This is a genomic window from Sanguibacter inulinus, assembly GCF_013415325.1.
GTDB lineage: Bacteria > Actinomycetota > Actinomycetes > Actinomycetales > Cellulomonadaceae > Sanguibacter > Sanguibacter inulinus.
In genome coordinates, this window is sequence record NZ_JACBYE010000054.1 from 1 (window position 1) to 24,717 (window position 24,717).

At 70.2% G+C, this 24,717-nt stretch carries 23 protein-coding genes and 2 tRNA genes; 8 read left to right on the plus strand and 17 right to left on the minus strand.

Going from position 1 to position 24,717, the window contains the following annotated elements:
* Window positions 1–782: MFS transporter (locus tag HZZ10_RS16235; RefSeq protein ID WP_179914298.1), on the plus strand; the 782-nt coding region annotated here is incomplete at its 5' end.
* Here HZZ10_RS16235 and HZZ10_RS16240 read toward each other — a convergent pair.
* The 7 genes from HZZ10_RS16240 to HZZ10_RS16270 form a co-directional block, all read right to left on the minus strand.
* Window positions 771–1,349, minus strand: a complete 579-nt coding sequence (locus tag HZZ10_RS16240) for a hypothetical protein (protein ID WP_179914299.1) — start codon at window positions 1,347–1,349, stop codon at window positions 771–773. The two genes, HZZ10_RS16235 and HZZ10_RS16240, sit on opposite strands and share 12 nt — an antisense overlap.
* Window positions 1,328–2,557 carry a hypothetical protein gene (locus HZZ10_RS16245; RefSeq protein ID WP_179914300.1) on the minus strand — a complete coding sequence of 410 codons (1,230 nt, stop codon included), beginning with the start codon at window positions 2,555–2,557 and terminating at the stop codon, window positions 1,328–1,330. Before HZZ10_RS16245 ends, HZZ10_RS16240 begins: the two co-directional genes overlap by 22 nt.
* Window positions 2,558–2,565: 8 nt before the next feature.
* Window positions 2,566–3,243 carry an ABC transporter ATP-binding protein gene (locus HZZ10_RS16250; protein ID WP_179914301.1) on the minus strand — a complete coding sequence of 226 codons (678 nt, stop codon included), beginning with the start codon at window positions 3,241–3,243 and terminating at the stop codon, window positions 2,566–2,568.
* Window positions 3,244–3,329: 86 nt separating this feature from the next.
* Window positions 3,330–3,629 (minus strand): hypothetical protein, encoded by a 300-nt coding sequence (locus HZZ10_RS16255; RefSeq protein ID WP_179914302.1) that lies wholly within the window; start codon window positions 3,627–3,629, stop codon window positions 3,330–3,332.
* A 501-nt stretch (window positions 3,630–4,130) separates the two neighbouring features.
* Window positions 4,131–4,219: transfer RNA gene (locus tag HZZ10_RS16260), tRNA-Ser, on the minus strand.
* Window positions 4,220–4,428: 209 nt separating this feature from the next.
* Entirely contained in the window at window positions 4,429–5,703 is a 1,275-nt protein-coding gene (locus tag HZZ10_RS20100) for a threonine/serine exporter family protein (protein WP_308507603.1), read from the minus strand.
* 133 nt (window positions 5,704–5,836) lie between these two features.
* Window positions 5,837–7,522: a DUF4832 domain-containing protein gene (locus HZZ10_RS16270; protein ID WP_179914303.1), complete on the minus strand. Its 1,686-nt coding sequence runs from the start codon at window positions 7,520–7,522 to the stop codon at window positions 5,837–5,839.
* Between the two features lie 308 nt (window positions 7,523–7,830).
* Between HZZ10_RS16270 and HZZ10_RS16275 the strand changes: the two genes are divergently transcribed.
* The 5 genes from HZZ10_RS16275 (at window position 7,831) to HZZ10_RS16295 (ending at window position 12,528) form a co-directional block, all read left to right on the plus strand.
* Window positions 7,831–8,706: an SIS domain-containing protein gene (locus tag HZZ10_RS16275; protein ID WP_179914304.1), complete on the plus strand. Its 876-nt coding sequence runs from the start codon at window positions 7,831–7,833 to the stop codon at window positions 8,704–8,706.
* Between the two features lie 9 nt (window positions 8,707–8,715).
* Window positions 8,716–9,684: an ROK family protein gene (locus HZZ10_RS16280; RefSeq protein WP_179914305.1), complete on the plus strand. Its 969-nt coding sequence runs from the start codon at window positions 8,716–8,718 to the stop codon at window positions 9,682–9,684.
* Window positions 9,681–10,646, plus strand: a complete 966-nt coding sequence (locus tag HZZ10_RS16285; protein ID WP_179914306.1) for a 1-phosphofructokinase family hexose kinase — start codon at window positions 9,681–9,683, stop codon at window positions 10,644–10,646. The genes HZZ10_RS16280 and HZZ10_RS16285 overlap by 4 nt, the downstream gene beginning before the upstream one ends.
* Window positions 10,647–10,676: 30 nt before the next feature.
* Window positions 10,677–11,552 (plus strand): class II fructose-bisphosphate aldolase, encoded by an 876-nt coding sequence (locus tag HZZ10_RS16290; RefSeq protein ID WP_179914307.1) that lies wholly within the window; start codon window positions 10,677–10,679, stop codon window positions 11,550–11,552.
* Window positions 11,553–11,742: 190 nt separating this feature from the next.
* The gene (locus tag HZZ10_RS16295) at window positions 11,743–12,528 is read left to right on the plus strand and encodes a DeoR/GlpR family DNA-binding transcription regulator (RefSeq protein ID WP_179914308.1); all 786 of its coding nucleotides are present in this window, start codon (window positions 11,743–11,745) and stop codon (window positions 12,526–12,528) included.
* Window positions 12,529–12,724: 196 nt separating this feature from the next.
* Here HZZ10_RS16295 and HZZ10_RS16300 read toward each other — a convergent pair whose 3' ends face one another.
* Genes HZZ10_RS16300 through HZZ10_RS16315 form a run of 4 tightly spaced genes read right to left on the minus strand, consistent with a single transcriptional unit; the run spans window position 12,725 to window position 17,553 of the window.
* A complete protein-coding gene (locus tag HZZ10_RS16300) occupies window positions 12,725–14,242 on the minus strand; it encodes a glycoside hydrolase family 36 protein (RefSeq protein ID WP_179914309.1) in 1,518 nt (505 codons plus the stop codon).
* Between the two features lie 17 nt (window positions 14,243–14,259).
* Entirely contained in the window at window positions 14,260–15,588 is a 1,329-nt protein-coding gene (locus HZZ10_RS16305; protein WP_179914310.1) for an ABC transporter substrate-binding protein, read from the minus strand.
* Between the two features lie 58 nt (window positions 15,589–15,646).
* Complete coding sequence (locus HZZ10_RS16310; RefSeq protein WP_179914311.1) at window positions 15,647–16,591, minus strand: carbohydrate ABC transporter permease; 945 nt, start codon at window positions 16,589–16,591, stop codon at window positions 15,647–15,649.
* Window positions 16,588–17,553 (minus strand): carbohydrate ABC transporter permease, encoded by a 966-nt coding sequence (locus tag HZZ10_RS16315; protein ID WP_179914312.1) that lies wholly within the window; start codon window positions 17,551–17,553, stop codon window positions 16,588–16,590. Before HZZ10_RS16315 ends, HZZ10_RS16310 begins: the two co-directional genes overlap by 4 nt.
* Window positions 17,554–17,712: 159 nt before the next feature.
* Between HZZ10_RS16315 and HZZ10_RS16320 the strand changes: the two genes are divergently transcribed.
* Window positions 17,713–18,894 carry an ROK family transcriptional regulator gene (locus tag HZZ10_RS16320; RefSeq protein WP_179914313.1) on the plus strand — a complete coding sequence of 394 codons (1,182 nt, stop codon included), beginning with the start codon at window positions 17,713–17,715 and terminating at the stop codon, window positions 18,892–18,894.
* Between the two features lie 59 nt (window positions 18,895–18,953).
* Here HZZ10_RS16320 and HZZ10_RS16325 read toward each other — a convergent pair whose 3' ends face one another.
* Window positions 18,954–20,045 carry an amidohydrolase family protein gene (locus HZZ10_RS16325; RefSeq protein ID WP_179914314.1) on the minus strand — a complete coding sequence of 364 codons (1,092 nt, stop codon included), beginning with the start codon at window positions 20,043–20,045 and terminating at the stop codon, window positions 18,954–18,956.
* Between the two features lie 91 nt (window positions 20,046–20,136).
* On the opposite strand from HZZ10_RS16325, the gene HZZ10_RS16330 reads away from it, so the two are divergent.
* Window positions 20,137–21,444 (plus strand): alpha-glucosidase/alpha-galactosidase, encoded by a 1,308-nt coding sequence (locus tag HZZ10_RS16330; RefSeq protein WP_179914315.1) that lies wholly within the window; start codon window positions 20,137–20,139, stop codon window positions 21,442–21,444.
* Window positions 21,445–22,130: 686 nt separating this feature from the next.
* On the opposite strand, the gene HZZ10_RS16335 is transcribed toward HZZ10_RS16330, so the two are convergent.
* The 5 genes from HZZ10_RS16335 to HZZ10_RS16355 all read right to left on the minus strand — a co-directional run.
* Window positions 22,131–22,217, minus strand: a tRNA-Ser gene (locus HZZ10_RS16335).
* 444 nt (window positions 22,218–22,661) lie between these two features.
* Window positions 22,662–23,273 (minus strand): GTP-binding protein, encoded by a 612-nt coding sequence (locus tag HZZ10_RS16340; protein ID WP_179914316.1) that lies wholly within the window; start codon window positions 23,271–23,273, stop codon window positions 22,662–22,664.
* On the minus strand, window positions 23,254–23,664 hold the full coding sequence (locus tag HZZ10_RS16345; RefSeq protein WP_179914317.1) for a DUF742 domain-containing protein: 411 nt from the start codon (window positions 23,662–23,664) through the stop codon (window positions 23,254–23,256). Before HZZ10_RS16345 ends, HZZ10_RS16340 begins: the two co-directional genes overlap by 20 nt.
* 7 nt (window positions 23,665–23,671) lie before the next feature.
* Window positions 23,672–24,121 (minus strand): roadblock/LC7 domain-containing protein, encoded by a 450-nt coding sequence (locus HZZ10_RS16350; RefSeq protein WP_056135162.1) that lies wholly within the window; start codon window positions 24,119–24,121, stop codon window positions 23,672–23,674.
* Between the two features lie 37 nt (window positions 24,122–24,158).
* The coding region (locus HZZ10_RS16355) for a hypothetical protein (protein ID WP_179914318.1) at window positions 24,159–24,717 on the minus strand (559 nt) is incomplete at its 5' end.

The window sequence follows — 24,717 nt, forward strand, 5'->3', positions numbered from 1 at the left end:
CCCCAGCACCCCCCGCCGCCCTCGCCACCCATGGCGCCGCCACCACAGTCCACCAGCGCAGCGACCTCGTGGCGTCGGAGCGAGATCGTGACGTAGAAGGACCGATCTCGCTCCGAAGTCACGATCTCGACCGCCTCGACCCGGAACAGGACTCCGGGACAGCGGCAGGGGCAGCCGCCGCTGGACCGGTCAGCGGTCGCCGCCGCGTCGCGACGGACCTCGCCGCCTTCGTCGGGCTGAACGTCGTCGGTTTCGCGGTGTTCGTCATCCGCTTCGGTGGGGAGCAGTCGCTCGTGCCGATCCTCGGCGACCGCGTCGGCATGACCTCCACGCAGCTGGGTCTGTCGATCGGCGTCATCACGCTCGTCTCGCTCGGCCTGCTGCCGCTGCTCGCGCGTCTGCTCGACGCCGGGTGGCGCCGTCGCCTGCTCATCCCCGGGATGCTCGTCGCCGCCGTGGCGATCGCCCTGTACCCCGTCGCCGACAGCCCGCTCGCCTTCGGCGCGGTCGTCGTCGCCGCAGGTGTGGGAGCCGCTGTGGGCGGCATCGTCCCGGGAGTCGTCCTCGCCGACGTCGCCGCGCCCGGCCGCCAGGGTGCCGCGATGGGCATCTTCCGCTCGACCGGCGACCTCGGCGCCGTCGTGGGCCCGCTCGCCCTCGGCCTCGCCCTGGACCACTGGGGGGCTGGGGCTGCGAGCCTGTCGCTCGCCGCGGTGGCCGGGGTGTCAGCGCTGGCGTACCTGGCGCTGGTGCGGAGCCCGAAGTCGTCTTCAGGCGTCTGAGGTCCTCGACCGCCTCGGTGCTCCACGGACTCCTGCGACCAGCAACGTGATCAGCACCGCACAGCCCCACAGACCGAAGGCCACGCGGTCGAGAGCCGTCGCCACGGGCGCTCCTGGCGCGGAGTCGACCAGCATCATCGTGAACCCCAGAGCCAGGACGACGGCCCAGGCGAGGTGCCCCGTGACGACGATGGCGAGCAGACCAGCGCAGAGCAGCGCGAGGAAGAACGACGTGTCGGTCCCCGCAGCGGACACCCCGACGGCAGACGGTGCGTACGCGAGCGAGGCGAGCCCGACGGTTCCCAGAGGCCGCACCCACTGGAGCGTCCGCTCACGCACGAGGGACGGCGTGAGCTCTGTGAAGACGGGGTACAGAGGAGTGACCGCGACCACGACGGCGACGACAGCCACGAGCAGACGAACCGGGACCGTCTCTTGGAGGAAGGGCAGCTGGACGAAGGTCGCCCGGCTCAGGAAGCCGACGAGCCCTGTCGCGAGGGCTACGACGAGACAGGTGTCCCATCTGTGCGCCTTGAGGGCCGGCCTCAGTCCGAGACGTAGGTCCACGAGCCTGCTGCACCTCCGTCGCACGTCTGGAGCGCCTCCATCGCGCGCTGCGCACCGTCGGCATCAGCCGGAGAGTCTCCACCCTCGCCCGAGAGACGGTCGACGATCCAGGTCGCGAGCGATCCTTGCGCGTCGAGCAGGTCGTTCGGAGGGGTGTCTCCGTAGTACGCAGCGCACACCGAGGGGGTGGCGATCGTCAGAGCGACGTCCCACGGAGCGAGGTGCCCGTCGTCAGTCACCTCGGAGGGACTCAGGCTGAGCATCCCCGCACCTCCGGGCGGGATCATGATGTCGCCACGCGGGTAGTCATACCTGTCTCGGAGGGGAACACCGTCCTCGGACAAGAGCTGTCCAGCGGACTGGAGATCCTCAGCAGCGACCGCGTACAGCGCAGCGCCCTCCCCAGGGCCGCAGACCTCGGGCGAGGAGCCGACACACACCTCAGGGCTCGCACTGGGCTGCGTGGTCCGCAGCACAGGACTGAGGGTGTTCAGGTAGACGAGCGAGCCGACCAGGGCGACCCCCAAGACGGCGGCACCGACCGATACGAAGGCGTCCGTCGGAGCTGTCGATCGCCTCACCATCGCCCACGCAAGAGCTGCGGCGAGGGCAGCCGCAAGGACCAGCACGACGGCTATCGTGCGATCTTGGGTGATGCCGATGAGCGGCGCCGTGGCGCCCCCCGCCGTCATGAAGCCTTGGAGGCCGAAGATGTTCGCGCCGATCGGCACCAGGTAGCAGACGACAGCAGCGACCGGCGCTGCCGCGACGCTCCGGAACGTTGCACCGATCAGCGCACCGATGCAGACGCACGCGAGCATCACGAGCAGACCTTGGACGATCGTCCACCAGGGGACCGGCCCCGCTGCACCGTTGCTCGACGCCATGGCGAGAGCGACCCCGAGTCCTGAGAGCCAGGCGAGGACCGCGAGGAGCCAAGCCGCGAGCGCGAGCGCGAAGATCCCGGCTGTGCCGCGACGCGTGCTGGCTGCCAGCTCCCGCATCGTCGAGGTCTGACGACGCCAGACGTCGAAGGCGACCAGACCTGCGGCCAGGGGACCTAGGAGGATCGTGCACGCAGTCGCCCAGCTGACCGCCTGGCTCCGCTCCCAGGACCACCCCGAGCGGCTGAAGAGCACCAAGAACACGATGACGAGCATCGCGGGGAACGCGAGGAGAGCGCTCGAGCGACGGATCCACAGTCTCACCGGGAGCGTCATCGGGCGACCCCCGACCGTGTGGCCAGGACCGCGAGGAATCCCGCCTCGGCAGCCCGCGGGGCGCTCGGGTCAGGTGCGCGGTCGCAGAGGTCTGGAAGAGTGCCGTCGAAGACGATCGTCCCGGCGTCGAGCACGAGGACCCGATCGGCAAGATCGCTGACGTCCTCCATCACGTGCGAGCTCAGCACGACGGCAGCGTCGAGCTCGCGGAGCCGGTCGACCATGATCCGGCGCTGCTCAGGGTCAAGTCCTGTGCTCGGCTCGTCGAGGAGCAGGATGCTCGGATCCATCGCGACGGCCTGCGCCAGACCGACGCGCCTCAGCATCCCCCCGGAGAGCTCCCGGATCTTGGAGCCCGCGCGATCAGCCAGCTCGACCGTCTCGAGCGCGCGCTCCGCACGCGTCCGCGCGTCACCTGCTCGCGCGCCACGCATCCACGTGAGGTACTCGACGACCTCGCGGACCGTCATGTTCCCCGGGAACGACGCTGTCTGGGGCATGAGCGCGACGGTCTGGAGCGCCTGCCGCCGAGTCCGACGTCCGTAGATCGACTTCCCGTCGACCAGCACCGACCCTGACGTCGGCGAGAGGCCACCCGCCGCGACGTTCATGAACGTGCTCTTCCCGGCACCGTTGACGCCGATCAGAGCCGTCACCTCACGTCGGATCTCCACAGACACCTCACGAAGGGCATCGCGCCCTCGGTAGCTGTGCGAGACACCCGTCAGGGTCAGTACTGGTCCAGTCATGTCAGCAGACCTCAGATCCCCGAGAGACGGTCAGACGAGCAGACGTCCGGACGAAGGCTGGCATCCTCACAGACCTTGGAACGGGCCGTGGCACCGGCGAATCCCTGGTAGCTGTAGAGCGACGTCTGCTGCATCGAGGCCCAGGTCGAGCCCGTACGGCGACCCGTCTGCCCAGAAGCCTGGCTCTTCGAGTTGTAGGCGTACGTCTCCTGGAAGACGCCACGACCGTTGCTCACGGGGTCTTTGAGCTTCGCGTCAGTCTTAACATAGGCGAACCCTGAGCGGTAGATGGACCCTGCCCCATCTCCCACCGAAGCCCCTCCGGAGATTGCCGACTGGGGAGCGCCGGTCGTCGCGAAAGTCCAGGCGGAAGCTCCAGTCGCCCCGACAGCCACCATTCCGACAACCGTCGCCGTCACCGCAATAGACCGACGAACGCGATTTGACAAAGTGCGCATCATTTCTGATCTCCGTTCACGAGCCGTCTCAGCCCGATCCGATGTCCCGCGCAGTCGGATGGCTACGCGAGTGGCGAAGGCAAGCCCAGCACGTGCGTAGCGACCCCCCGCTGCTGAGAACTTATGCCCCGACCGGCCCATACGCAAGTATCGATAGGAAAAGCCCAGGACCAACGACTGGAGTTAAGGCGCTTTCGGTGAGAGCGCATACATGGAAGGTCCAGAATGTGAGAAATCCACATGGGCCCCCACCCAGAGGATCAGTGCGCTCTCAGCCGATCTTAGGGGCGCGGATTCGCAGGTACGCAAAAGCCCCGGCAGAGTAACGCTGCCGGGGCTTCAGTGAGAATATTGCGGAGACGGAGGGATTCGAACCCTCGAACGGGTTGCCCCGTTACCACCTTAGCAGGGTGGCGCACTAGACCTGGCTATGCGACGTCTCCTCACCGAGTCACCCCGGCGCTGTGCCCGCTGAGCACGTGATCCTCTGCGGGCTGTGCAAGGCTACCTGCCCAGACGCCCTGGGAGCAAAACGTCGCCCGAGTGCCCGAGACTGCCACCCCGGACGGACCGTCGCCGGGCGACCAGCAGGCAGGCACGCACGCACGCACGCACGCACGCACGCACGCAGCCAAGCGGGCAGGCCACCCCCTTAGTGCGGCGCCCGCCCCCACGACGTGTCCGTCACCGTCCGCGCCACCGTCAGCCCGATCGCGAGGGCGACCACCACGAAGGACGCCTGCACCCCGAAGGCGAGCGCGTCGACGGTCTCGCCCGCGTTGAGGAAGTACACGGCCCTGTACGCCGACGCCCCAGGCACCATGATCACCACAGCCGGCACGCACAGCGTGAGGCGTGGGACCCGCATCCGCGGCGCCACGACGTTCGCCGCCACCCCGACGACCAGCCCGGCAGCCGCGGCAGCGCCCTGCGCGATCATCCCGGCGTCGAGGAGCTCGAGCCTGATGACGTTCGCGACCATGCCGATCCCCGCAGCGGCGAAGACCACCCGCCACGGGCTGTTGAACAGCACCGCGAAGCCGAGCACGCCGAGGGCGCTCGCGAGCAGGCGCAGCACGAGCAGCTGCCCGTCCCCGAGGTCGAGCGGACCAGCAGGGTTCGGCGTCAGCCCCATGACAGCCGAGACACCCCACACGCTGAGCGCTGCGGACATCATGATCATCAGCGCGTAGGCCAGCCTGGACAGCCCCGCCGTGAAGTCGAGGCGCGACAGGTCGAGCGCCGCGGTGATGAGCGGGAACCCCGGCACGAGGAACAAGACCGCGGAGATGTACCCGCTCTCGTGGATCGAGTCGACGGCCCCCGCGACGAACAGCAGGTTGACGATCCCCAGGTAGACCACGCTCGCGACAGCCGCGGCGACCATGGTCACGCCGAGCTGGTTGTACCCGCGGTGGATCAGCAGGCGACGGGTGAGCTGGCCGAGCGCGGCGCCCACCAGGACGACGAGCACCTCGACGAGACCACCGTTGTTGAGGAAGGCGAAGGCCGCGCAGGCCACCCCGGTGAAGAAGGCGTTGGCGAAGGTGCCGTAGCGCAGCGGCGTCTGCTCGATCTCGTCGAGACGCTCGGCCACCTCCTCGGCGGTGACACCCGGTTCGAGGGACGAGCAGAGCCGTTCGAGCTGGACCATGCGGTTCGCGTTCACCCCGATGGTCGGGCTGCGCGTCACCTCGGTCCGGAAGATCGGGCCGCGCCGCGAGGTCGCGACGATCTCGTTGACCGTCACCTGCGCCTCGACGCTGTCGAGCCCGAGGGCCCGGCCGACCTGCGCCATCGCGATCCGGACCCGATAGCTGCCGCCGCCCGAGGCGAGCAGCATCCGCCCGACCCGGAGCACGACACCGGACTGCCGGATGAGTCCGACAGGTTCGAGCTCGTCTTCTAGGGGCACCGGAGGAGTCACGGTGTCATCATCGCTCGTGGCTCGGAGCGCGCGGGGGACGTGGGTCCCGTTTTGCCGCCGGGGTGGCGGTTGTCACTGGGACAGGACGAGCAGGTGGCCCGGGGAGCAGTGCTTCCCGGGCCACCTGAGTCGGTCAGCGTCCTGCGTGCGCCTTGCGTCGCATCAGCAGGAGCCCACCACCGAGCGCCACCGCACCGGCCGCGGCGAGGCCGAGGCTGGTCGTCGACGCGCCGGTCGCAGCGAGGTCACCGCTCGGGGACGCGACCGCGGCACCGGCCGGTGCGGCTGCCGCGACGGGCACCACGGGTGCAGGCTCGACCGGCGCAGCCACCGGGGCGACCTCCGCCAGCGCCGGCACAGCACCGACCGTCAGGTACCCGTCCCGGTCGGCGTCCTGGGTGGCGTTGGCGAACCGCAGCGGCAGCCCGCCGTCCATGACGTTGGGGACCGAGAACGCCACGGTCGCACCCGTGAGGTCGAGCGCCGCGGTGTCGAGCGTCGCCGAGACCGTCGTCGTGGTCCCGGGGAGCAGGCTCGGCAGGTTCGCGTCGACGGGTGCCTCGGCGAGGATCTCGCCCTGGGCGTCGAGCAGGACCATCGACGCGGGCCAGTCGTAGTAGAACGGTGCGACGCCGCGGTTCTCGAGGTCGAGCGTCACGTCGACGCCGCCTGCGGTCTGGGTGACGCTGCCCTGGACGGCCGCGAGGTCGTAGCCGAGCGAGGCGGAGGCTGCGACGGCGCGCTCGCGCGACTGCCCTGTGTACCCGGTGGCCCAGGCCTGGTGGTTCATCATCCAGCTGATGTGCGTCTGGTCGACGGAGTCCGCGAAGTTGTAGTCACGGCCGTCGGCGATCTCGGCGGCAGCGTCCGGGCAGGACAGCGGGTCGTCGAAGAGGCAGGTCTGCAGCGGCGGGTACAGCTCGCCGCCGATCGGGGCCTGCTGCCAGGCGTCCTGCATGCCCTCGGCGATCACCCTGGTGAGGAAGTGCCAGTCGGTCGTCGGCAGCGTCGCGTACGCGAAGGAGTCGTCGTGCAGGCCGAAGCCGTGGCCCTTGACGGCCTCGGACGGGTACCGGGCGAGCAACCAGGTGTCGTCGAGTGCTGCGTCCCACGCGTCCCAGATCGTCTCGCGGGTCGCCTGGCTCGGCATCCAGTCCTCGCCCGTGGGGTTCTCGTCGGAGACCACGCCGTCCATCGGGTAGGTGTGGTCTTCGCCCCAGAACCCGATGAGCCCGGCGGTGACGTAGCCGACGCGCGGGTCTCCGTCGTACTGCTCGCCGAAGGCGGTCACGAAGTCGACGATCATGTCGACCACGCGGGGGTCGTCGTAGTCCGGCGAGAAGCTCAGGCCGTCGTTGTCGAAGAAGTCGTAGGCGCGGTCCTGGCTGATGCCGTCAGGTCCGAGCAGGTAGTCCGGCACGCCCGACTCCTGCGCCGGGTAGTCGAGGTAGAAGCGGAACACCGACTGGTGCCCGCGCTCGGCGATCGCGTCGAGCCTGGACTCGACGGCCGTCCAGTCGTAGGTGCCCTCGCCCGTCACGACAGAGTCGACGGGGAGGTAGAACCACTCCATCGAGTACGGGAAGTCGGGGTCGGCGAACTCGGCGGTCTGGCCGGGCTCCGGCGCGAAGGGCAAGAAGCCCTTGAGCGGGTTCGTGGCGAGCGCCGGCGTGGTGGTGAGCTCGTAGGTCGCGGTCGCGGCCTCAGGCTCGGTCGGCGCGGCTGCGGCGGCTGGTGCGAGCAGTCCGAGGGCTGATGCGAGCGCGAGCGCCCCGACCCTCTGGGCTCGTCGTCTCTTCACGGTGCGGTCAACGGTCATCGACGCTGTCCTCCAGGCTCGGTCGGCGGCGAGAGCATACCGGCAGGCTCCGTTGCCTGGTCTGGCGGGATGCGCTCGAACCGACGGGGTGGCGACGGTGCTCCGTTCCACCGTCGCGTCCATCAGAGCAGCCGACCACCCCTTCCGCAACCCCCTTGGCAAAAATACGCAGCCTGGTGGCGAAACCTCGTGCACTCTCGTCGCCGACGTCGACCAGTGATTGATTCTGACGCTTACATGGGTATCCTGATCACGAACGCGCATTCAAGTCGGTGCGCGCACCGTCTGACAGAACAGTGAGGCGCCCCATGACGGCGACGTACGTGCACGACGAGATCGCATCCCAGCCCGAGAGCTGGCGACGAGCCGCCGCGACGCTCCCGCAGGTGAGCAGCCTGCTCCCCCAGCACGGCGAGCGCATCGCCGTGGTCGGCTGCGGCACCAGCTGGTTCGTGGCCCAGGCCTACGCGGTCCTGCGCGAAGAAGCAGGCCACGGTGTCACCGACGCCTTCGCAGGCTCCGAGTACCCGGTCGGCCGCAGCTACGACCGCGTCCTGACCATCTCCAGGTCCGGGACGACGACCGAGATCCTCGAGCTCCTCGGCCAGCTCACCGACGTGCCGACGGTCCTGGTCACCGCCGTCGACGACTCCCCCTGCGCCGCGGCAGCCGACGTGACGATCGGCCTGGGCTTCGCCGACGAGCAGTCCGTCGTCCAGACCCGCTTCGCCACGACGGCCCTCGCCCTCCTGCGCGCACACCTCGGCGAAGACCTCGAGCCCCTCGCCCGCGACGCCGAGAAGGCGCTGGCCGTCGACGTCACCGGCCTCCTCGACCTCGAGCAGGTGACCTTCCTCGGTCGCGGCTGGACCGTCGGCCTCGCCCACGAGGCAGCCCTCAAGACCCGCGAGGCAGCCCAGTTCTGGGCCGAGAGCTACCCCGCCATGGACTACCGCCACGGACCGATCTCGATCGCCCAGCCCGGACGGGCCGTCTGGACCCTCGGCGAGGTCCCCCAGGGCCTCGACGCCGACATCGCCGCGACAGGCGCCCAGCACGTGCACCACGACCTCGACCCGCTCGCGGCCCTCGTCGTCGCGCAGCGCTTCGCGGTCGCCCTGGCCGAGCACCGCGGGCTCGACCCCGACCAGCCGCGCTCCCTCACGCGCGCCGTGATCCTCTAGGTGGTGGGCATGACACCCCGCGACGCGCTCCCCAGCCTCGGCGACGGCCACCCGGTGGTCGCGATCGACGTCGGCGGCACCACCATGAAGGTCACGTCGGTCTCGGCCGACGGGACCATGCACCCGCCCCGCCGCGTCCCGAGCCCGCCCCCGGGGCCGGGCAGCGCCGACGAGGTCGTGCGCATCGCCACGGCCCTCGTCCACGAAGAGGCGGAGCGCCTCGGCGCGCCCCCGGCCGCCCTCGGCATCGCCCTGCCTGGGGTCGTCGTCGAGGACCAGGCTCTCGGCGTCTACTCCGAGAACCTCGAGTGGCGCGACGTCGACTTCAGGGCCGCCTTCGCCCGGACCCTCGACCTGCCGATCGCCGTCGCGCACGACGTCCGCGCCGCGGGCGCAGCCGAGACACGCCTCGGCGCTGCACGGGGCGCTTCGACAGCCCTCGTGCTCGCCATCGGCACAGGCATCGCCACGTCGGTCCAGGTCGACGGACGGCTGCACGTCGGACGCGGGTACGCCGGCGAGATCGGGCACGCCGTCGTCGTCCCCGACGGCGAGCCCTGCGTCTGCGGCAACCGCGGATGCCTCGAGGCCACGGCCTCGGCCGAGGCGATCCGCCGCCGCTACGAGAGGGACACCGGCACCGAGGTCTCGGGCTCGAAAGAGGTCTTCGCACGGGCAGCAGCGGGCGACCCCGTCGCCGTCGCCGTCCGCGACTCAGCCTTCGACGCGCTCGCCCTCGGGCTCTCGCACGCCATCACCCTGATCGTCCCGGACGTGGTCGTGCTCGCCGGCGGGCTCTCCGAGGCGGGCGACGCCCTCGTCGTCCCCCTCGCGCAGCGCCTCGAGAGCCTCGTCAGGTACGGGCCTGTCCCCCGCCTCGTCCGCGCGACCCTCGGCGAGGACGCCGGCCTGGTCGGGGCTGCGCTCGCGGCCCGCGACTCGCTGGCCGCACAGGACGACCCGCAGCCGAGCCGATGATCCTCACCCTCACCCCCAACCCCGCGGTAGACGTCACGGTCACGACCGAGCAGCTCGACCGCGGGGCCACCCGGGTGGTCGACGCCGCGCGGCGTCGCGCCGGCGGCAAGGGCGTGAACGTCTCGCGTGTCCTCGCCCAGCAGGGCGAGGACACGCACGCCGTGCTCCCCGTCGGCTCGGGCGAGGAGTCGTGGTTCGACGACGACCTCGCCTCGGTCCCCCACACCCTGGTCCCGTGCGCGGGGCCCACCCGGCACTCCTACGCGCTGGTCGAGACCGGCGAAGACGTCACCTCGATGCTCAACGAGCACGGCGCGCAGCGCACCGGGGCGGAGTGGGACGCCGTGCTCGCCGCGGTCCGCGGGCTGTCCGGCAGCGCCGAGGTCCTCGTGGCCTCAGGGTCACTGCCGCCGGGCGCCCCGACCGACGTGCTCCAGACGATCGTCGGGATCGGCCGCGAGGCCGGGGTCCCTGTGGTCGTCGACGTCTCGGGCGCGCACCTGCTGGCCGCCGCAGACGCCGGGGCCGACGTCCTCAAGCCCAACCGCGACGAGCTCGCGGCGGCCCTCGGCGACCTCGACGTGCTCGACGCAGCCCACGAGCTCCAGCGCCGCGGTGCCGGGCTCGTGGTCGTCTCGCTCGGCCCCGACGGGCTGCTCGTCGTCCCGCCCAGCGGCCAGGCCGTCCACGCCCGCCTGCCCGCCGCGCTGCGCGGCAACCCCACAGGCGCCGGCGACGCAGCCGTCGCCGCCATCGCGAGCCTCCTGCGTCGACGCGACGTCTCGACCCTCGGGCCCGACGACCTCGAGGCCGTCGCGCGGCGCGCCGTGGCGTGGTCTGCGGCAGCCGTCCTCAGCCCGTGGGCCGGCTCGCTGGCTGTCGACCCCGCGACGCTCGAGCCCGAGGTCGAGATCTCGACCACCCAGCCAGGCTCGGCATCGCCGGCCCGCGCCACCTCCTGACCTCTCCCACCGATCGACGAACGGATCCTCATGCCTCTCGTGACCACCCGCTACCTCGTCCACGAGGCCGCCCGCCAGGGGACGGGCATCGGCGCCCTCAACGTGCTGCACCTGGAGACCGCCGAGGCCCTCGTCCGGGCGGCCGAGCGCGCAGGCCAGCCCGTGATCCTGCAGATCTCGCAGAACTGCGTGGCCTTCCACGGCGGACACCTCGAACCGCTGACCCACGCCGCGGCCGCCCTCGCCGAGAGCGCGACGGTCGGCGTCTCGCTGCACCTCGACCACGCCGAGGACGAGGCCCTCGCCCTCGCCGCCGTGGACCTCGGCTACTCCTCGGTCATGTACGACGGAGCCAGGCTGCCGTGGGACGAGAACATCGCCGCCACACGCCGCGTCGTCGCCCACGCACGGACCCGCGACGTCTTCGTCGAGGCCGAGCTCGGTGAGATCGGCGGCAAGGACGGTGCTCACGCCCCGGGCGTCCGCACCGACCCGCAGGAGGCGAAGGACTTCGTCGCGTCCACGGGCGTCGACGCTCTCGCCGTCGCCGTCGGCTCCTCGCACGCGATGACCACCCGCTCCGCGGTGCTCGACCTCGAGCTGATCGCCAGGCTCCGCGACGCCGTCCCAGTCCCGCTCGTCCTGCACGGCTCCTCCGGCGTGGACGACGCGACCATGCAGGCCGCGATCCGCGCGGGGATCGTCAAGGTCAACGTCTCGACCCACCTCAACAGCGCCTTCACGGCTGCCGTGCGCGAGTACCTCGGGGCCAACCCCGCGGTGGTCGACTCCCGCAAGTACATGGGCCCAGGACGCGAGGCCATGATCACCGAGGCCGCCCGGCTGCTGCGCCTCTTCGCGCTCGACCTCGACGACTCCGACGCAGCCGCCGCCCGCACGGCCTGACGGCGGGCCCTGCCAGCGGTGGTGGCAGTGGTGGCGGGCTCCGCCGAAGCGGCACGCGGCTGCGGGCTGCGTGCTGCCGCCGTCAGCGGCGTACGACTGGGTTCGTCGGCGCCCGTCGGCGTCCGACGGCTGCTCTGCACCGTAAGGTTCAATGGTCGGGCTCGGCCCGGTTCCCCCAGCGAGGAGTGAGATGGAGCGCGAAGAACGCCTGTCCAGGCTGGTCGACTACATCGTCGCCAACGGGTCGGCCCACGTGGAGCAGATCGTCGAGACCTTCGAGGTCTCCCCGGCGACAGCACGACGAGACCTCGACGCCCTGGCGGACCAGCAGCTGGTCACCCGGACGCGCGGCGGGGCGATGGTCAACAGCATCTCGGGCGACCTCCCCATGCGGTACCGCACGGTGCGCCAGCCAGGTGAGAAGAGCGCCATCGGCGCCAAGGCTGTCTCGCTGGTCACCCCCGGTGAGGTCATCGCCTTCAACGGCGGGACCACGACGACCGTCGCCGCCTACGAGGTCGGTGTGGCCACGGCCGGCGACGAGCGTTTTGCCGGCTCGGTCACGACCGTCGTCACCAACGCCGTGAACATCGCGAACGACCTCATCGTCCGCCAGAACCTGCGCATCGTCGTGACGGGTGGCGTCGCCAGGTCGCAGTCCTACGAGCTCGTCGGCCCGCTGGCCTCGCTCATGCTGCCCGAGATCAACATCGACCCCCTGTTCCTCGGGGTGAGCGCCTTCGACCTCGAGCACGGTCTGTTCACCCACCACGAGGGCGAGGCTGCGGTCAACGCGGCCCTCGTCTCGCTCGCGCGGCGCACCTTCGTGCTCGCCGACTCCGACAAGTTCTCGGCCACGGCCTTCGCGAGGATCTGCGCGATCGAGGACGTCGAAGGGGTCGTGACCGACTCCGGGGCGGATCCTGCCGTGCTCGACGAGCTGCGCAGGCGCGGCCTCGAGGTCCACGTCGGCTGAGCCGACCTTCTCGCCAGGTCGGTCGACGACGGCGTCCTCGCGGGACGTCCCCGGGCAGAAGACCCGGCGCGCCGCAAAGCCGGCGCAGCAAGCAGCCTCGCACACCCCACGTCCCGCACGTCCCGCACGTCCCGCACGACGCCGCGAGCCCCGGTCCACGACGGACCGGGGCTCGCGGCGTTCAGCCGTGGACGGCTCAGAGCGGGTAGGGGCTGTCCTCGTCGACGAACAACGGCCCGAAGTCGACGATCCTGTCGTCGATCCGGAACCTGTACCTGTCCAGCTGCTCGGTGGCCGGCGACCCCGTGAGGAACTCACGGAGCTCCGCGTGGTCCTCGGGCTCGATCCAGGCCGGCGGGTCGGAGATCGCCGGGAAGCCCGAGAGCGTCGCGATGTCCTTGAGCCACTGCATCTGCTGCTCGCTCAGCAGGTTGCGACGGTGACGGAAGTACACGACGTCAGGGTCGAGGCCGATGAGCCCACGCATCCACAGGCGGCTCACGGCGTTCGACGCCGAGTTGTGGGCTGTCGCGTCGGAGGGGTCGTCGGTCGCGTAGTTGTCCCACATCGGGGCGACGTCAGGCCCTGTGCGCACGGCGTCGAGCACACCGAGCGAGGAGAAGACCGGTGCACCCGAGCCCAGCAGGAAGGTGTCGGGTCCGGCGGCAGCCCGGATCGTCTCGATCGCCGACCTGTAGGCCTGCTCCCGGTCGACGTCCTGCGAGCGCACACCGGCGATCGTGGCGGCGTTGATGAAGTCGAGCTTGAGGTAGCTGAAGCCCCAGTCGTGCACGGCGCGCGAGACCGTGTCGACGAGGAACTCCTGGGCGTCGGTCCGCGTGAAGTCGAAGGTGTAGTAGTGGCTGCCCCAGTTGGTGCCGGCCTCGACGAGCTCGCCGTCGGTGCCGCGCAGCAGCATCTGCGGGTTGCGGCGGACCACCTCTGAGCCGGGCAGCGCGATGAACGGCGCGATCCAGAGCCCGGCCCGCATGCCGTGGTCGGTGATGAGCTTCACGGAGTCCCGCATGCCGCCGGCGAACTTGTCGTTGGGCTGCCAGTCTCCGACGAGCCGCTCCCAGCCGTCGTCGATCTGCACGGTGTCGAAGCCCAGCCCGGGCAGCTGCGGCACCACCTCGGCGAGGTCGGCGTGGGCGATCGTCTCGTAGTAGGAGTACCAGGACGACCACACGGCGCCAGGGTCACGGTCGAGGACGCCGTAGCGGTCGACCAAGAGCTGGCGGTACCGGGCGAAGACTGCCTGCTCCTGGCCTTCGAGCAGCACCCACTCGCCCGTCTTGCCGGTCTCCGTCCAGGCGCTGAGGACGTCGGCATCGGCGTGCAGGCGCGGGGTGTCGCCGCCGAGGCAGCCGAGCAGGAGCGTGCCCGTCTCGGAGGCGAGGGCGATCACCCAGGACGAGTGGTGCCGCGCGGGGTCGTCCCAGCGGGTGTCGTCTGCGGTGTTCCGGCGGACCGGGTTGGCCACGCGGAGCGGCTGGTCGGTCAGCGACCGCCACCCTGTCGGGGACCAGGAGTTGTGGCCGTTGCGGTACACGTCGCCCTGGGTCACGCCGTGCAGGATCGCGACCCTGGAAGCCGTGAAGAAGGTCTCGGTGGTCGGGCTGGACCCGTCGGCGGGGCTGGCCCACCCCGGGGTGCCACCAGTCTCACCGCCCTGGATCCTCAGGGGGAGGCGGGTCGGGCTGTCGATCGGCATGAGGTCTCCTCTGCGCGTCACTGGTAGTAGGACTCGACGGTCGCGGCCGCGGTGTCGAGCGCGGTCTGGGCGTCTGTGCCCTGCGCGATCGACTGCATGGCGTCCTGGACCGCGGTGTTGACCTCGGCCGAGCGCTCGATGACCGGGACCAGGAAGGTGTCGCCTGCGTCGGCGACGGACACGAAGGCCGTCGAGTCGTAGCCCATGGCCTCGCGGGCCTCGAGGGCGACCTGGGTGGCCGAGGTGAGCGCCGGGAAGATCAGCCCGGCCTCGCCGACGGTGTCCTGGCACTCGGCCGAGGCCAGGTACTCGACGAACTTGTACGCCTCGTCAGGGTGGGACGTCCCGGCCCAGACGGAGTCCGCGAGCCCGTTCGTCGACGCGAAGCGGCCCTCGGGACCCGTCGGCACGGCGGCGAAGGCGAAGTCCACGGGTGCGGCCTCACCGAGGTACGAGGACGCCATCCACGAACCCTGGATCGTCGAGGCGGCGTTCTCGTTCTCCATCACGGCCTGGGTGCCCAGGGTCGAGGTGGAGTCGAAGCTCGGTGCGTAGCCGTCCTCGATGAGGGACTGCAGCCAGGTGGCGGTCTCGACGAGGGACTCGTCGGAGTAGTCGGGTGCCGAGGTGCCGTCGCCGAAGGTGAAGCCGTTGGCGTGGGCGAACACTCCCCAGCCGTTCTGGCCGATGGCCCCGTCGGCCCACTCCGGGTAGTAGCCGTAACGCACCACGTCGTCGCTGTCGAAGGCGGGGTCGCGCCCGTCGCGGCCCGCGGAGTCGATGCTCGTCGCGCGGACGAACTCTCCGAAGGTGCCGCCGTCTGTGGGGTTCCACGTGAGGGAGGCCATGTCCTCGGCGGTGAAACCGGCCTCCTCGGCCGCCTTCACGTTGTAGAGGACACCGACGGTGTCCCAGTCCTTGGGCAGGCCGTAGCGGGCGTCACCCTCGACCCACCTCTCGGCGAGGTCCGGCGTGAAGTCCGCGAAGTCGATGTCGGAGGCGTCGACGTACTCGGAGAGGTCGAGCAGCTGCTGGTTGTCGACGAACTCCTTGTAGTACGAGATCTGGTTGACGAAGATGTCGGGCGCCGTGCCGGCGGTGATCTGGGTGTTGAGGTTCTGCCAGTACTGCGCCCACCCGGTCTGGGTGATCTCGACGGTGATCTCCGGGTTGGCCTCGGTGAAGGCGGCGGCGCAGGCCTGGTACAGCGGGGCCTGCTGGTCGTCCCACATCCAGTACTGGAGGGTGACGTCGCCGCCGTCGGCCGAGCTGTCGCCGGAGGAGCAGGCGGTGAGGGTCAGCGCCGATGCTGCCCCGATCGCCACGAGTGCTGCGAGCTTCTTCATGGGTCGTGCCTTTCTGTCTGACTGCCCGGGGGGGGAAGAGCGAGACGGCTCGGGCGGGCTACTTGCCGCCGGAGAAGTTGAGGGACTGCACGAGCTGGCGTCCGAGGAAGATGAGGATGATGAGCACCGGGACGACCGAGAGGGTCGAGCCGGCCATGAGACCCGTCCAGTCAGGACGTGTGTTGGGCGACTGCTGCTGGAACACGCTGAGCCCGACGGTGAGCACCCGGGTGCTCTCGGAGTTCCCGGCGACCAGCGGCCACAGGTACTCCTTCCACATGCCGACGAAGGTGATGAGGATCATCGTCGCGACGGGCCCGCGGCTCATGGGCAGCGCGAAGCGCCAGAACCTGCCGAGGGGGCCGACGCCGTCGAGCATCGCGGCCTCTTCGACCGAGCGCGGCAGCGAGAGGAAGAACTGCCGCAGGAAGAAGATCGCGAAGGGTGTGACGAGCAGGGACGGGGCCACGAGGGCGAGCATCGTGTTGAGCAGGCCGAGCTCGCGCATGAGGGCGAAGTTCGGCAGCAGCGTGAAGATCCCCGGGATCATCAGCCCCGCGATGATGAGGACGAAGAGGCCGTCCCGCCCACGGAAGGTGAGCCGGGCGAAGGCGTAGGCCGCCGCGGCGCAGGAGAGCGTCTGCACGAGCGCGACCGACCCGGCGAAGATGAAGGAGTTCATCGTGTACCGCAGGAAGTTGATGCTCGCGCCGGTGCCGCCGGCGGCGATCGCCTCCTGCGTGGTCGTCAGGCCGAGCACCCTGCGGAAGTTGACCAGGGTCGGGTCGGTCGGGAACAACCTGCCCGAGTCGGCGATGAGGTCTGACGTCGGGGTGAGAGACGTGCGGACCATCCAGTAGAACGGGAAGACCGTCGCGAGGACGACGAGCGCGAGGACGAGCCACGCGACGAGCCTGCCGGGGGCGAGGCGGGCGGGGGCGAACCTGGACCGGGTGCGGACCGGGGTGCCGACGGCGGCGGGGGCTGGCGTGGTGGTGGTCATGCGAGGTCCGATCGGTTGGCGCGCATCATGCGCAGCTGCACGTAGGTCAGGGCGCCCAGGAGCACCACGAGCAGGATCGACACCGCTGAGGCGTAGCCCATGCGGTGGAACGAGAAGGCCAGCTGGTAGATGTAGTAGTAGATGACCCGGACCTCGGGGATCGGGTTGTTGCCGTACCCGACCTGGACGAGGTCGAACACCTGGAACGAGCCGATGAACGAGACGACGAGCACCAGGGCGATGACAGGGCGGATGAGGGGCAGCGTGATCCCGAAGAACATCCGGGTCTCGGAGGCCCCGTCGATCGAGCCGGCCTCGTAGAGCTCGGACGGCACCTGGAGCATCCCTGCGTAGAGCAGGAGCGCCGTGTAGCCGAGGCCCGACCAGACGGAGATCATGACGATGATCCACAGTGCGGCCTTCGGGTTGTAGAAGGTCACGCCGCTGATGCCGATCGAGTCGAGCAGGTTCGAGAGGTAGCCGACGTTGGCGTCGAGCAGCCAGCCCCAGATGAGCGCGATGGCCACGTTGGGCACGAGCCACGGGAGCAGCAGGACCGACCGGAGCCAGGTCTTGAGGTTGAGGCGCTGCATGAGCGCGGCGAGCACGAGGGCGAGCACCATGACCAGGACGATGTTCGCGACCGCGAAGACGGCCGTGATGCGCAGCGAGCTCCACACCTGGGGGTCGGCGGCGACCTGGCGGAAGTTCTCCAGACCGATGAACTCAGGCTCCCGCAGGAGGTTGAAGTCCGTCATGGAGTAGTAGGTGCCGCGGATCGTGGGGTAGATCCAGAACACCGCGAACCCGAAGAGGGCCGGGAGGAGGAGGATGGCCGCGGCCCAGCTCTCCTTGCGGTTCCGGAACGGCTTCTTCACGGTGCGGCCGGACGGCCCGCCGTCGCTGTCGTCGCTGTCTCTGCGTCGGCCGGTATCGGCCGACGTCTCGAGCAGTCTCGTCACTGAGAACCTCCTGGGCTGTGTGGTGCCCCTGCACTGGTCTGATGGTTAGGCTAGGAACTTGCTAGAACCCTGTCAAGCGTTTTACGTAACCTGGGTCACGTGTGCCACTTCCTGCGTGTGGTACTGGTAGTCCACGAGTCGAAGGAGCTGTACACACACATGGCGACGATCCAGGTCAGGGAGTACAACCTCGAGCGCACGCTGGGTGCGATCAGGTCGAGCGGTCCGTCGACCACGTCCGAGCTCACCCGCGCGACAGGTCTCTCGCGCCCGAGCATCAACTCCCTCGTCTCCGAGCTCGTCGGGCTCGGCTGGGTCGACGTGGTCGAGCCCGTGCTCGACGGGCAGGGCGGCCGTCCGCCCCAGCGCTTCGCCTTCAGGAGCAGGGCCGGCCTGCTGGTAGGCCTCGACATCGGCGTGCACAGGATCTCCGTGCTGCTGGCCGACCTCGACGGGACCGTGCTCGTCGACCACCAGGTAGCCGTCGACCCGACGCTCGCCCCGCCCGAGCGGCTCGGGGCGATCGACCAGACCCTGCGCGAGGCCCTCGCCGAGCACGGCGCGAGCCCGAAGGACGTGTGGGCCGTCGGGGCGGCGGTGACGGGGCCCGTCGACGCGACAGGACGCACCTCCCTCTTCAGCCCGCTGCCGGGCTGGACCGACGTCGACCTGGTCGGCCACCTCTCCGCGACCTTCCCGTGCCCTGTGAGCGTCGAGAACGACGTCAAGCTGGCGCTGCTCGCCGAGCACGCGTGGGGAGCCGCGCAGGGCGCCGACGACGTCGTCTACATCCTGGCTGGTCTGCGGACGGGCGCTGCGGCCTTCGTCAACGGTGTGCTGGTCAAGGGCCACGCGGGAGCCGCCGGTGAGATCGGCCGGCTCCCCGTGGTTCGCTGGAAGAAGGCGATCGGCATCCTCCGGGGCGACGACGCCGGTGACGACGAGCTCGACGTGGACGCCGCAGCCGCCTCGACCACCTTCGAGACCGCGCGGCGCGGCGACCCCGGCGCGCGACGGCTCGTCCGCGAGTACGCCCGAGCCGTCGCGACAGGCGCGTCCGCCCTCGTGCTCACCCTCGACCCCGAGGTCGTCGTGCTCGGTGGAGGCAGCACGCCCTGGGCCGACCTGTGGGTTCCGGAGTTCTCGGCGATGGTCGGGCGCAGCGTCATCCGCATGCCCGACGTGCGCGTCTCGACCCTGGGCGGCGACCACGTGGCCCGGGGCGCCGTGAGGCTGGCGATGAGCCAGGTCGAGTCCTCGCACCTGACCGGTGGGATCCGGCCGGCCCGGGCACGGCTCACCGACGCCGACGAGGGCGCCGCGCAGCCTGTCGCGACCTGACGGGGCCCGGACCGCGGAGGGCGACACCGCCGCGACGGCGCGCGCACCCCGGGGCCCGGTCACTCGCCGAGACCCAGGATGCGACGCGCGTTGGTGCTGTAGAGAGAGGTCAGCAGGTCGAGGGGGAGGTCTGCCCCGGAGACCGCCCACCGCCCCTGCGGAGGGATGCTCGCGCCGGGCGCGTAGGGGAAGCTCTCGTCGTCGCTCTCGAGGAACCTGAAGTAGGTCTCGAGGCCGGCGCGCTCGAGCGGGAAGATGTCGGTGCCGAAGAGCACCCTGTCCGGGAACTCCTCGAGCAGGCGGCGGAACCGTCGCGGCTGGCGCCCCAGCTCCGCGACGCGGCCTGCGGTGTCCACGAAGAAGTTCGGGAGCTCGCGCAGCAGCCTCGACACGTGGTCGAGGTCTTCCGCGACGCAGCCGACGTGGGCGCCGATGTAGGTGGTCCCCGGCGTCGCGCGCACGAGCTCCTCGAGGGCTCCGAGGAGACCGTGGAAGGAGGGGTAGACCGAGCGGTCCGCGAAGGACCAGTCCGGCTGCCCGGCGAGCTCGTCGAACCTCTCGTTGTGCGCGTCGAGCGGGTCGAAGAAGGCCATGGGGTCAGCCACGTGGATGAGCACCGGGAGGCCGAGCTCACCGGCGACAGCGAGCACCTCGACCACCCGCGGGTCGTCAGGCTGGACGAGCGCGCCGGAGGCGTCGCGGACCGACAGCCCGAGGCTCTTCCACACCTTGACCCCGCGAGCACCGCGGGCGGCCGAGTCGCGCAGCTGGGCGACGAGGCGGTCGACGCCGTCGGGCTCGGCGAGCAGCGGCCACTCCACCTGGCAGAAGGTGACGAACCTGCCGGGGTGGGCACGGTCGTAGCGGTCGAGGTTGGCCTCGAGGGCGTCGCCCCACAGACCGTCGAGGTTGACCACCGTCGTGAGGTTGGCCTCGTCCATGAGGGCGAGCAGGGCCTCCACGTCAGGGGTGCACCAGTCGTCGGTGAGCCAGCGGCCGAGGTGGTTGTGGATGTCGACAGCCGGGACGGCCGCGCGGGTGACGCGGGTGGTGGGCACCCGCAGCTGCTGCCGGGGCGTCCACCCGGTGACGCGCAGGTCCGGCACGGATGGTGTGCTCGGGTTCACGCCCAGGGCGTCGTGAAGCGGCATCGTCGAGACCTCCGGTGGCTGAAGTTGATCGATTAGGACGTGTTCCAATCAGATTCTTGCATGCCATCGGATGTTGCGCCATGATCGACCCATGGTTCACATCGCGTTCATCGGCGCAGGCAGCGTCGTCTTCACCCGTCAGCTCGTGAGCGACATCCTCCGGTTCCCGGAGCTCGCCGGGGCGCACCTGTCCCTGCACGACATCGACCAGGAACGGCTGGTCGTCGCCGAGGCGACCACCCGTCGCGTCGCCGCCCAGCTCGGGGCCTCCCCCGAGATCACCGCCACCCTCGACCGCCGAGAGGCCCTCGACGGGGCCGACTTCGTCATCAACATGATCCAGGTGGGCGGGGTCGACGCGACGCTGCGCGACCTCACCATCCCCGCGGAGCACGGGCTCCTGCAGACCATCGGCGACACGACTGGCGTCGGCGGGATCTTCCGGGCGCTGCGCACCTTCCCGGTGATCGAGGCGCTCACCGCAGACATGCGCGACGTCTGCCCCGACGCCTGGCTGCTCAACTACACCAACCCGATGGCCATGAACGTCTGGTGGGCCTCCGTCGTCGCCCCCGACATCAAGGTCGCCGGGCTGTGCCACAGCGTCTACTGGACCGCGAACGACCTGGCCGAGCTCGTCGGGGTCCCGGTCGAGGAGACGACCTTCCGGGCCGCCGGGATCAACCACCAGTCGTGGATGGTCCGGTGGGAGCACCAGGGCGAGAGCCTGTACCCGCGCCTGGCGGAGAAGATCGCGGCCGACCCCGAGCTCGAGCGCCGCGTCCGCGTCGAGATGTTCCGGCGCATCGGCTACTACCCGACCGAGACCAGCGAGCACTCCTCCGAGTACCTGCCGTGGTTCCTGCGGTCGCCCGAGCAGATCGAGAGGTACCGCCTCAAGCCCCTCGAGTACGCCGACATCAGCCGCGCCAACCTCGCCCAGCTCGACGAGACGCGGCGGATCCTCGCCGCCGACGAGGACTTCACGCTCGACGCGGGCGCGAGCGAGTACGCACCGCAGATCATCCACTCGATCGTCACGGGCACCCAGCGCGAGGTGCACGTCAACGTGCCGAACGTCGGGCTGATCGACAACCTGCCGCAGGGCGCGGTCGTCGAGGTCCCGGCGACGGTCGACAGCTCCGGGATCCACCCCGTCCCGATGGGCGCCCTCCCGGTCCAGTGCGCGGCGGTCAACCAGCCCTACGCCTCTGTCGCGGGGCTCACCGTCGAGGCGGCACGCCGCGGCGACCCGCTCCTGGTCCGCCAGGCTGCGCTGGTGGACCCGAACACGTCGTCGACCCTGACCCCTGAGCAGATCTGGTCGCTGTGCGACGAGCTGGTCGCGGCGCACGGCGACCTGCTGCCGCCGGCGCTGCGCGTGCAGCTCGGCAGCTGACGCCGCAGTCTGGCAGTCCCGCAGTCCCGCAGTCCCGCAGTCCCGCACGCAGGACGCCAGAAGCCCTCGACCGGAGTTCGTCCGGTCGAGGGCTTCTGCGTGCTGCGGAGGCGGAGGGATGTGAACCCACGGTCGGCTTTCACCGACCCCCACGAGCTGCCATGTACACCTGATGCTGCCTGATGGGACAGTAGAAGGGCCGTGACCTCACACCTGCAGTACCTCTACGAAGTGGACTCAACGATGGCAACGGACAGCCGGAGATCCACCAAGGCGATCGTTGCACTTGGTGCCACATCCGTAGCGACGGCCACCCTGGCATTTCTTGCATGGTCCACTCTTGGGCCTCAAGGTCAGCTCGACTGCACAGTGGAGACGAATGTCGACACCGAGAGAGCCGTCGTCGAGTCGATGCCAAACTGCGCACCGTAGTTCCGACGCCCCCTCCGCACTCACGCCCGCCACCACGAGCTGAGACGAACTCCCCCACTTCCCCGGGCCCGCTAGGTGGGACCTGTCGGACGCACGAGCATCGCTCAGCATGGCCGGCGCTAGCCAGCCTCTAGCGATCTGTTGGCCCAGGGACTGCTCGCGAGAGCCAAGAGCCGCCCCTGCCGAGCACAGGGTGCTGACACGAGAACAGCCCCTGACCCGGTGCTCTTCCCAGGTCAGGGGCTGTTCTGCTGCGGAGGCGGAGGGATTTGAACCCACGGTCGGCTTTCACCGACTCCAGTTTTCAAGACTGGTGCATTAGGCCGCTCTGCCACACCTCCTCGCATCCTGCTGCGCGTCACCCTGAGGTGCACGCGCCGTCAGACGCACTGGACATCCTGCCACGAGACCCGCCCCGAACCGAACTCCCCACGCGCACCCAGAGCGTCGACCGCACCGAGGTCGCCGAGGTCGCCCTCGGAGGACCGAGGTCGTACGGACACGCCAGAACACCCCGAGGGCAGGAACGATCCGGCGTGTCTGTACGACCTCGCGGGCGGGGATACGACCTGGCCGACGGACGTACGACCTGGGGGCAGGACGGGCGACCTCGTGACCGGACACGACAGGCGACCTCGCGGACCGGAGGCGACCCGGGAGAGGACGGGACGACCTCGCGGCACGACATGCGACCTGGGCGAGGACCGTGCGACCTCGCCGCACGACGGGCGACCTCGCGGCCGAGGGGGGATCGGCCGCGAGGTCAGTCTGGTCGAGCAGCTGGGTCAGGCGGCCCGGATCTGCTGCATGGCGTGCTGCACGAGCGCGATGAGCGACTGCTTGGTCGCCGCGCGCGAGCGGGCGTCCGTGTAGAGCATCGGCACGTGAGCAGGGATCTGGAGCGCCTCGCGGACGTCCTCCAACCGGTGCTTGGCCACCCCGTCGAAGCAGTTGACGCCCACCACGAAGGGGATGCCGCGCGACTCGAAGTAGTCGACTGCCGGGAAGCACTGCTCCAGGCGGTCGGTGTCGACGAGCACCACGGCGCCGATCGCGCCACGCACCAGGTCGTCCCACATGAACAGGAAGCGGTCCTGGCCCGGCGTGCCGAAGAGGTACAGCCACAGCGAGCCCGGGAGTTCGATGCGCCCGAAGTCCATCGCGACAGTCGTGGTCGTCTTGCGGTCGGACACGCCGCCGGCGTCGTCCACGCCGACCGAGTGCTCGGTCATCGCGGCCTCGGTGTTGAGAGGCTCGATGTCGGAGATCGACCCGATGAACGTCGTCTTGCCGACGGCGAACCCGCCTGCGACCACGATCTTGACGACCGTGGGCGCTCCGACGGGCTTGCTCACAGCGGTGGCCTCGGCCGGTCCGCTAGAGGGCTGAAATACCATTGAGAACACTCTCCAACACACTCAGGGACAGGGCCGGGTTCTGGCCGTGACCGGTGTGAACATTGACTGGCGTAGACGTGTGGATGGTCAGGTAGCCGTCCTCGGCGAGGTCCGCGATGAGGATGCGGACCACCCCGAGGGGCATCCGCAGGAGCGCGGACACCTCGGCGATCGACACGTACGTGCTGGCGGCGTGGCTGAGGATCGCCCGCTTCTCGGGCGGCAGGCCACGGCTGTCGACAGCCCCCGGGAGCACTTCGATGAGGGTCTCGAGGGGCAGGTTCGACGTCGCCGACCGCACACGACCACCGGTCACGGCGTAGGGCCGCACCGTCGCGGCCTCGAAGTGCTCGCCGTCCATGGAGTGCGAGCTCGACCGTCTGTTCATCATGGCAACCTCATCCGACCGGGGCGCGGACGGCTCCGTCGACCGGCAGGCTGCTGCGCATCTCGGTGATGAGCTGAGGCGTCAGCGTCGCCTCGGTCCGAGAGACCAGCATCGCCATCTCGTAGCCGATCAGACCGACGTCGCACGTCGAGTCCGCGACAGCCGCGAGGACAGAGCCGTTGGACACGTTCATGAGGAACAGGAAGCCGTTGTCCATCTCGATGATGGACTGACGGACCGCACCTCCGTTGAGCTGGCGGGACGCCCCGCGGGTCAGGCTCGACATGCCGGACACGATCGCGGCGAGCTGGTCGCCGCTGGTCCGGTCCAGGTTGTCGGACATGGCCATGAGCAGGCCGTCGGCCGACACGACCAGGGTGTGACGGGTGCCAGGAACTGTCCTGACGAAGTTGTCCAGCAACCAACCGAAGTTCGTCGCCTCGGTGCTGAGAGCGCTCACGCTTCCTCCTTCTCGATGCCTCAGTGGCGAAAGACCATCAACGCGGCTGGGGCGCCGAGTCTGGGACGTACTGCGTGCCGAGGCCGCCGGCGGGTGCCGGTGCCTCCGCGGTGGGACCGTCGGCCTCGGGTGCCTGGCGACCACGCGAGGTGGCCGACTGGAACGCCGAGAGCCTGGAGCGAAGCTCGGCCGCGTCGCGGCTGATCTTCTGGGACGCGAGGTCGTCGGTGGATTCCGCGACCTCTCCACGGGTACGGCGGGTCAGCCCGCCGCCCTGTGAGGTTTCGACCGCCGCAGGGCGGTAGGAGGACAGCTGGCTCAGCTCGGCCAGCGCCTGCTCCTGGATGTTCGACCGCATGGCGAGCATCGAGGACATGTCCGAGCTGATCTGCCCGGGGGGCGTCCAGCTGTCGCCCGACCCGGCGATCTTGCCGAGCTCGGCGAGCGCGGTGTCCGGGACAGGAGCAGGGTTCCAGGAGCCGCTCGCCAGGTCGGGCAGCGTGCTGCCCGACGGTGACGGGGCCGGTGCCCACGCGACAGGCTCCGCCACGGGCGCGGTCGCCAGCACGGGGGCGGGCTCGGGCAGGAAGAGGGGC

Bases quoted from the DNA above. Each gene is read 5' to 3' on its own strand.
- HZZ10_RS16270 (WP_179914303.1), bottom strand. From the start codon at position 7,522: ATGACCGTTGACCGCACCGTGAAGAGACGACGAGCCCAGAGGGTCGGG.
- HZZ10_RS16275 (WP_179914304.1), top strand. From the start codon at position 7,831: ATGACGGCGACGTACGTGCACGACGAGATCGCATCCCAGCCCGAGAGC.
- HZZ10_RS16280 (WP_179914305.1), top strand. From the start codon at position 8,716: ATGACACCCCGCGACGCGCTCCCCAGCCTCGGCGACGGCCACCCGGTG.
- HZZ10_RS16285 (WP_179914306.1), top strand. From the start codon at position 9,681: ATGATCCTCACCCTCACCCCCAACCCCGCGGTAGACGTCACGGTCACG.
- HZZ10_RS16290 (WP_179914307.1), top strand. From the start codon at position 10,677: ATGCCTCTCGTGACCACCCGCTACCTCGTCCACGAGGCCGCCCGCCAG.
- HZZ10_RS16295 (WP_179914308.1), top strand. From the start codon at position 11,743: ATGGAGCGCGAAGAACGCCTGTCCAGGCTGGTCGACTACATCGTCGCC.
- HZZ10_RS16300 (WP_179914309.1), bottom strand. From the start codon at position 14,242: ATGCCGATCGACAGCCCGACCCGCCTCCCCCTGAGGATCCAGGGCGGT.
- HZZ10_RS16305 (WP_179914310.1), bottom strand. From the start codon at position 15,588: ATGAAGAAGCTCGCAGCACTCGTGGCGATCGGGGCAGCATCGGCGCTG.
- HZZ10_RS16310 (WP_179914311.1), bottom strand. From the start codon at position 16,591: ATGACCACCACCACGCCAGCCCCCGCCGCCGTCGGCACCCCGGTCCGC.
- HZZ10_RS16320 (WP_179914313.1), top strand. From the start codon at position 17,713: ATGGCGACGATCCAGGTCAGGGAGTACAACCTCGAGCGCACGCTGGGT.
- HZZ10_RS16325 (WP_179914314.1), bottom strand. From the start codon at position 20,045: ATGCCGCTTCACGACGCCCTGGGCGTGAACCCGAGCACACCATCCGTG.
- HZZ10_RS16330 (WP_179914315.1), top strand. From the start codon at position 20,137: ATGGTTCACATCGCGTTCATCGGCGCAGGCAGCGTCGTCTTCACCCGT.
- HZZ10_RS16340 (WP_179914316.1), bottom strand. From the start codon at position 23,273: ATGGTATTTCAGCCCTCTAGCGGACCGGCCGAGGCCACCGCTGTGAGC.
- HZZ10_RS16345 (WP_179914317.1), bottom strand. From the start codon at position 23,664: ATGATGAACAGACGGTCGAGCTCGCACTCCATGGACGGCGAGCACTTC.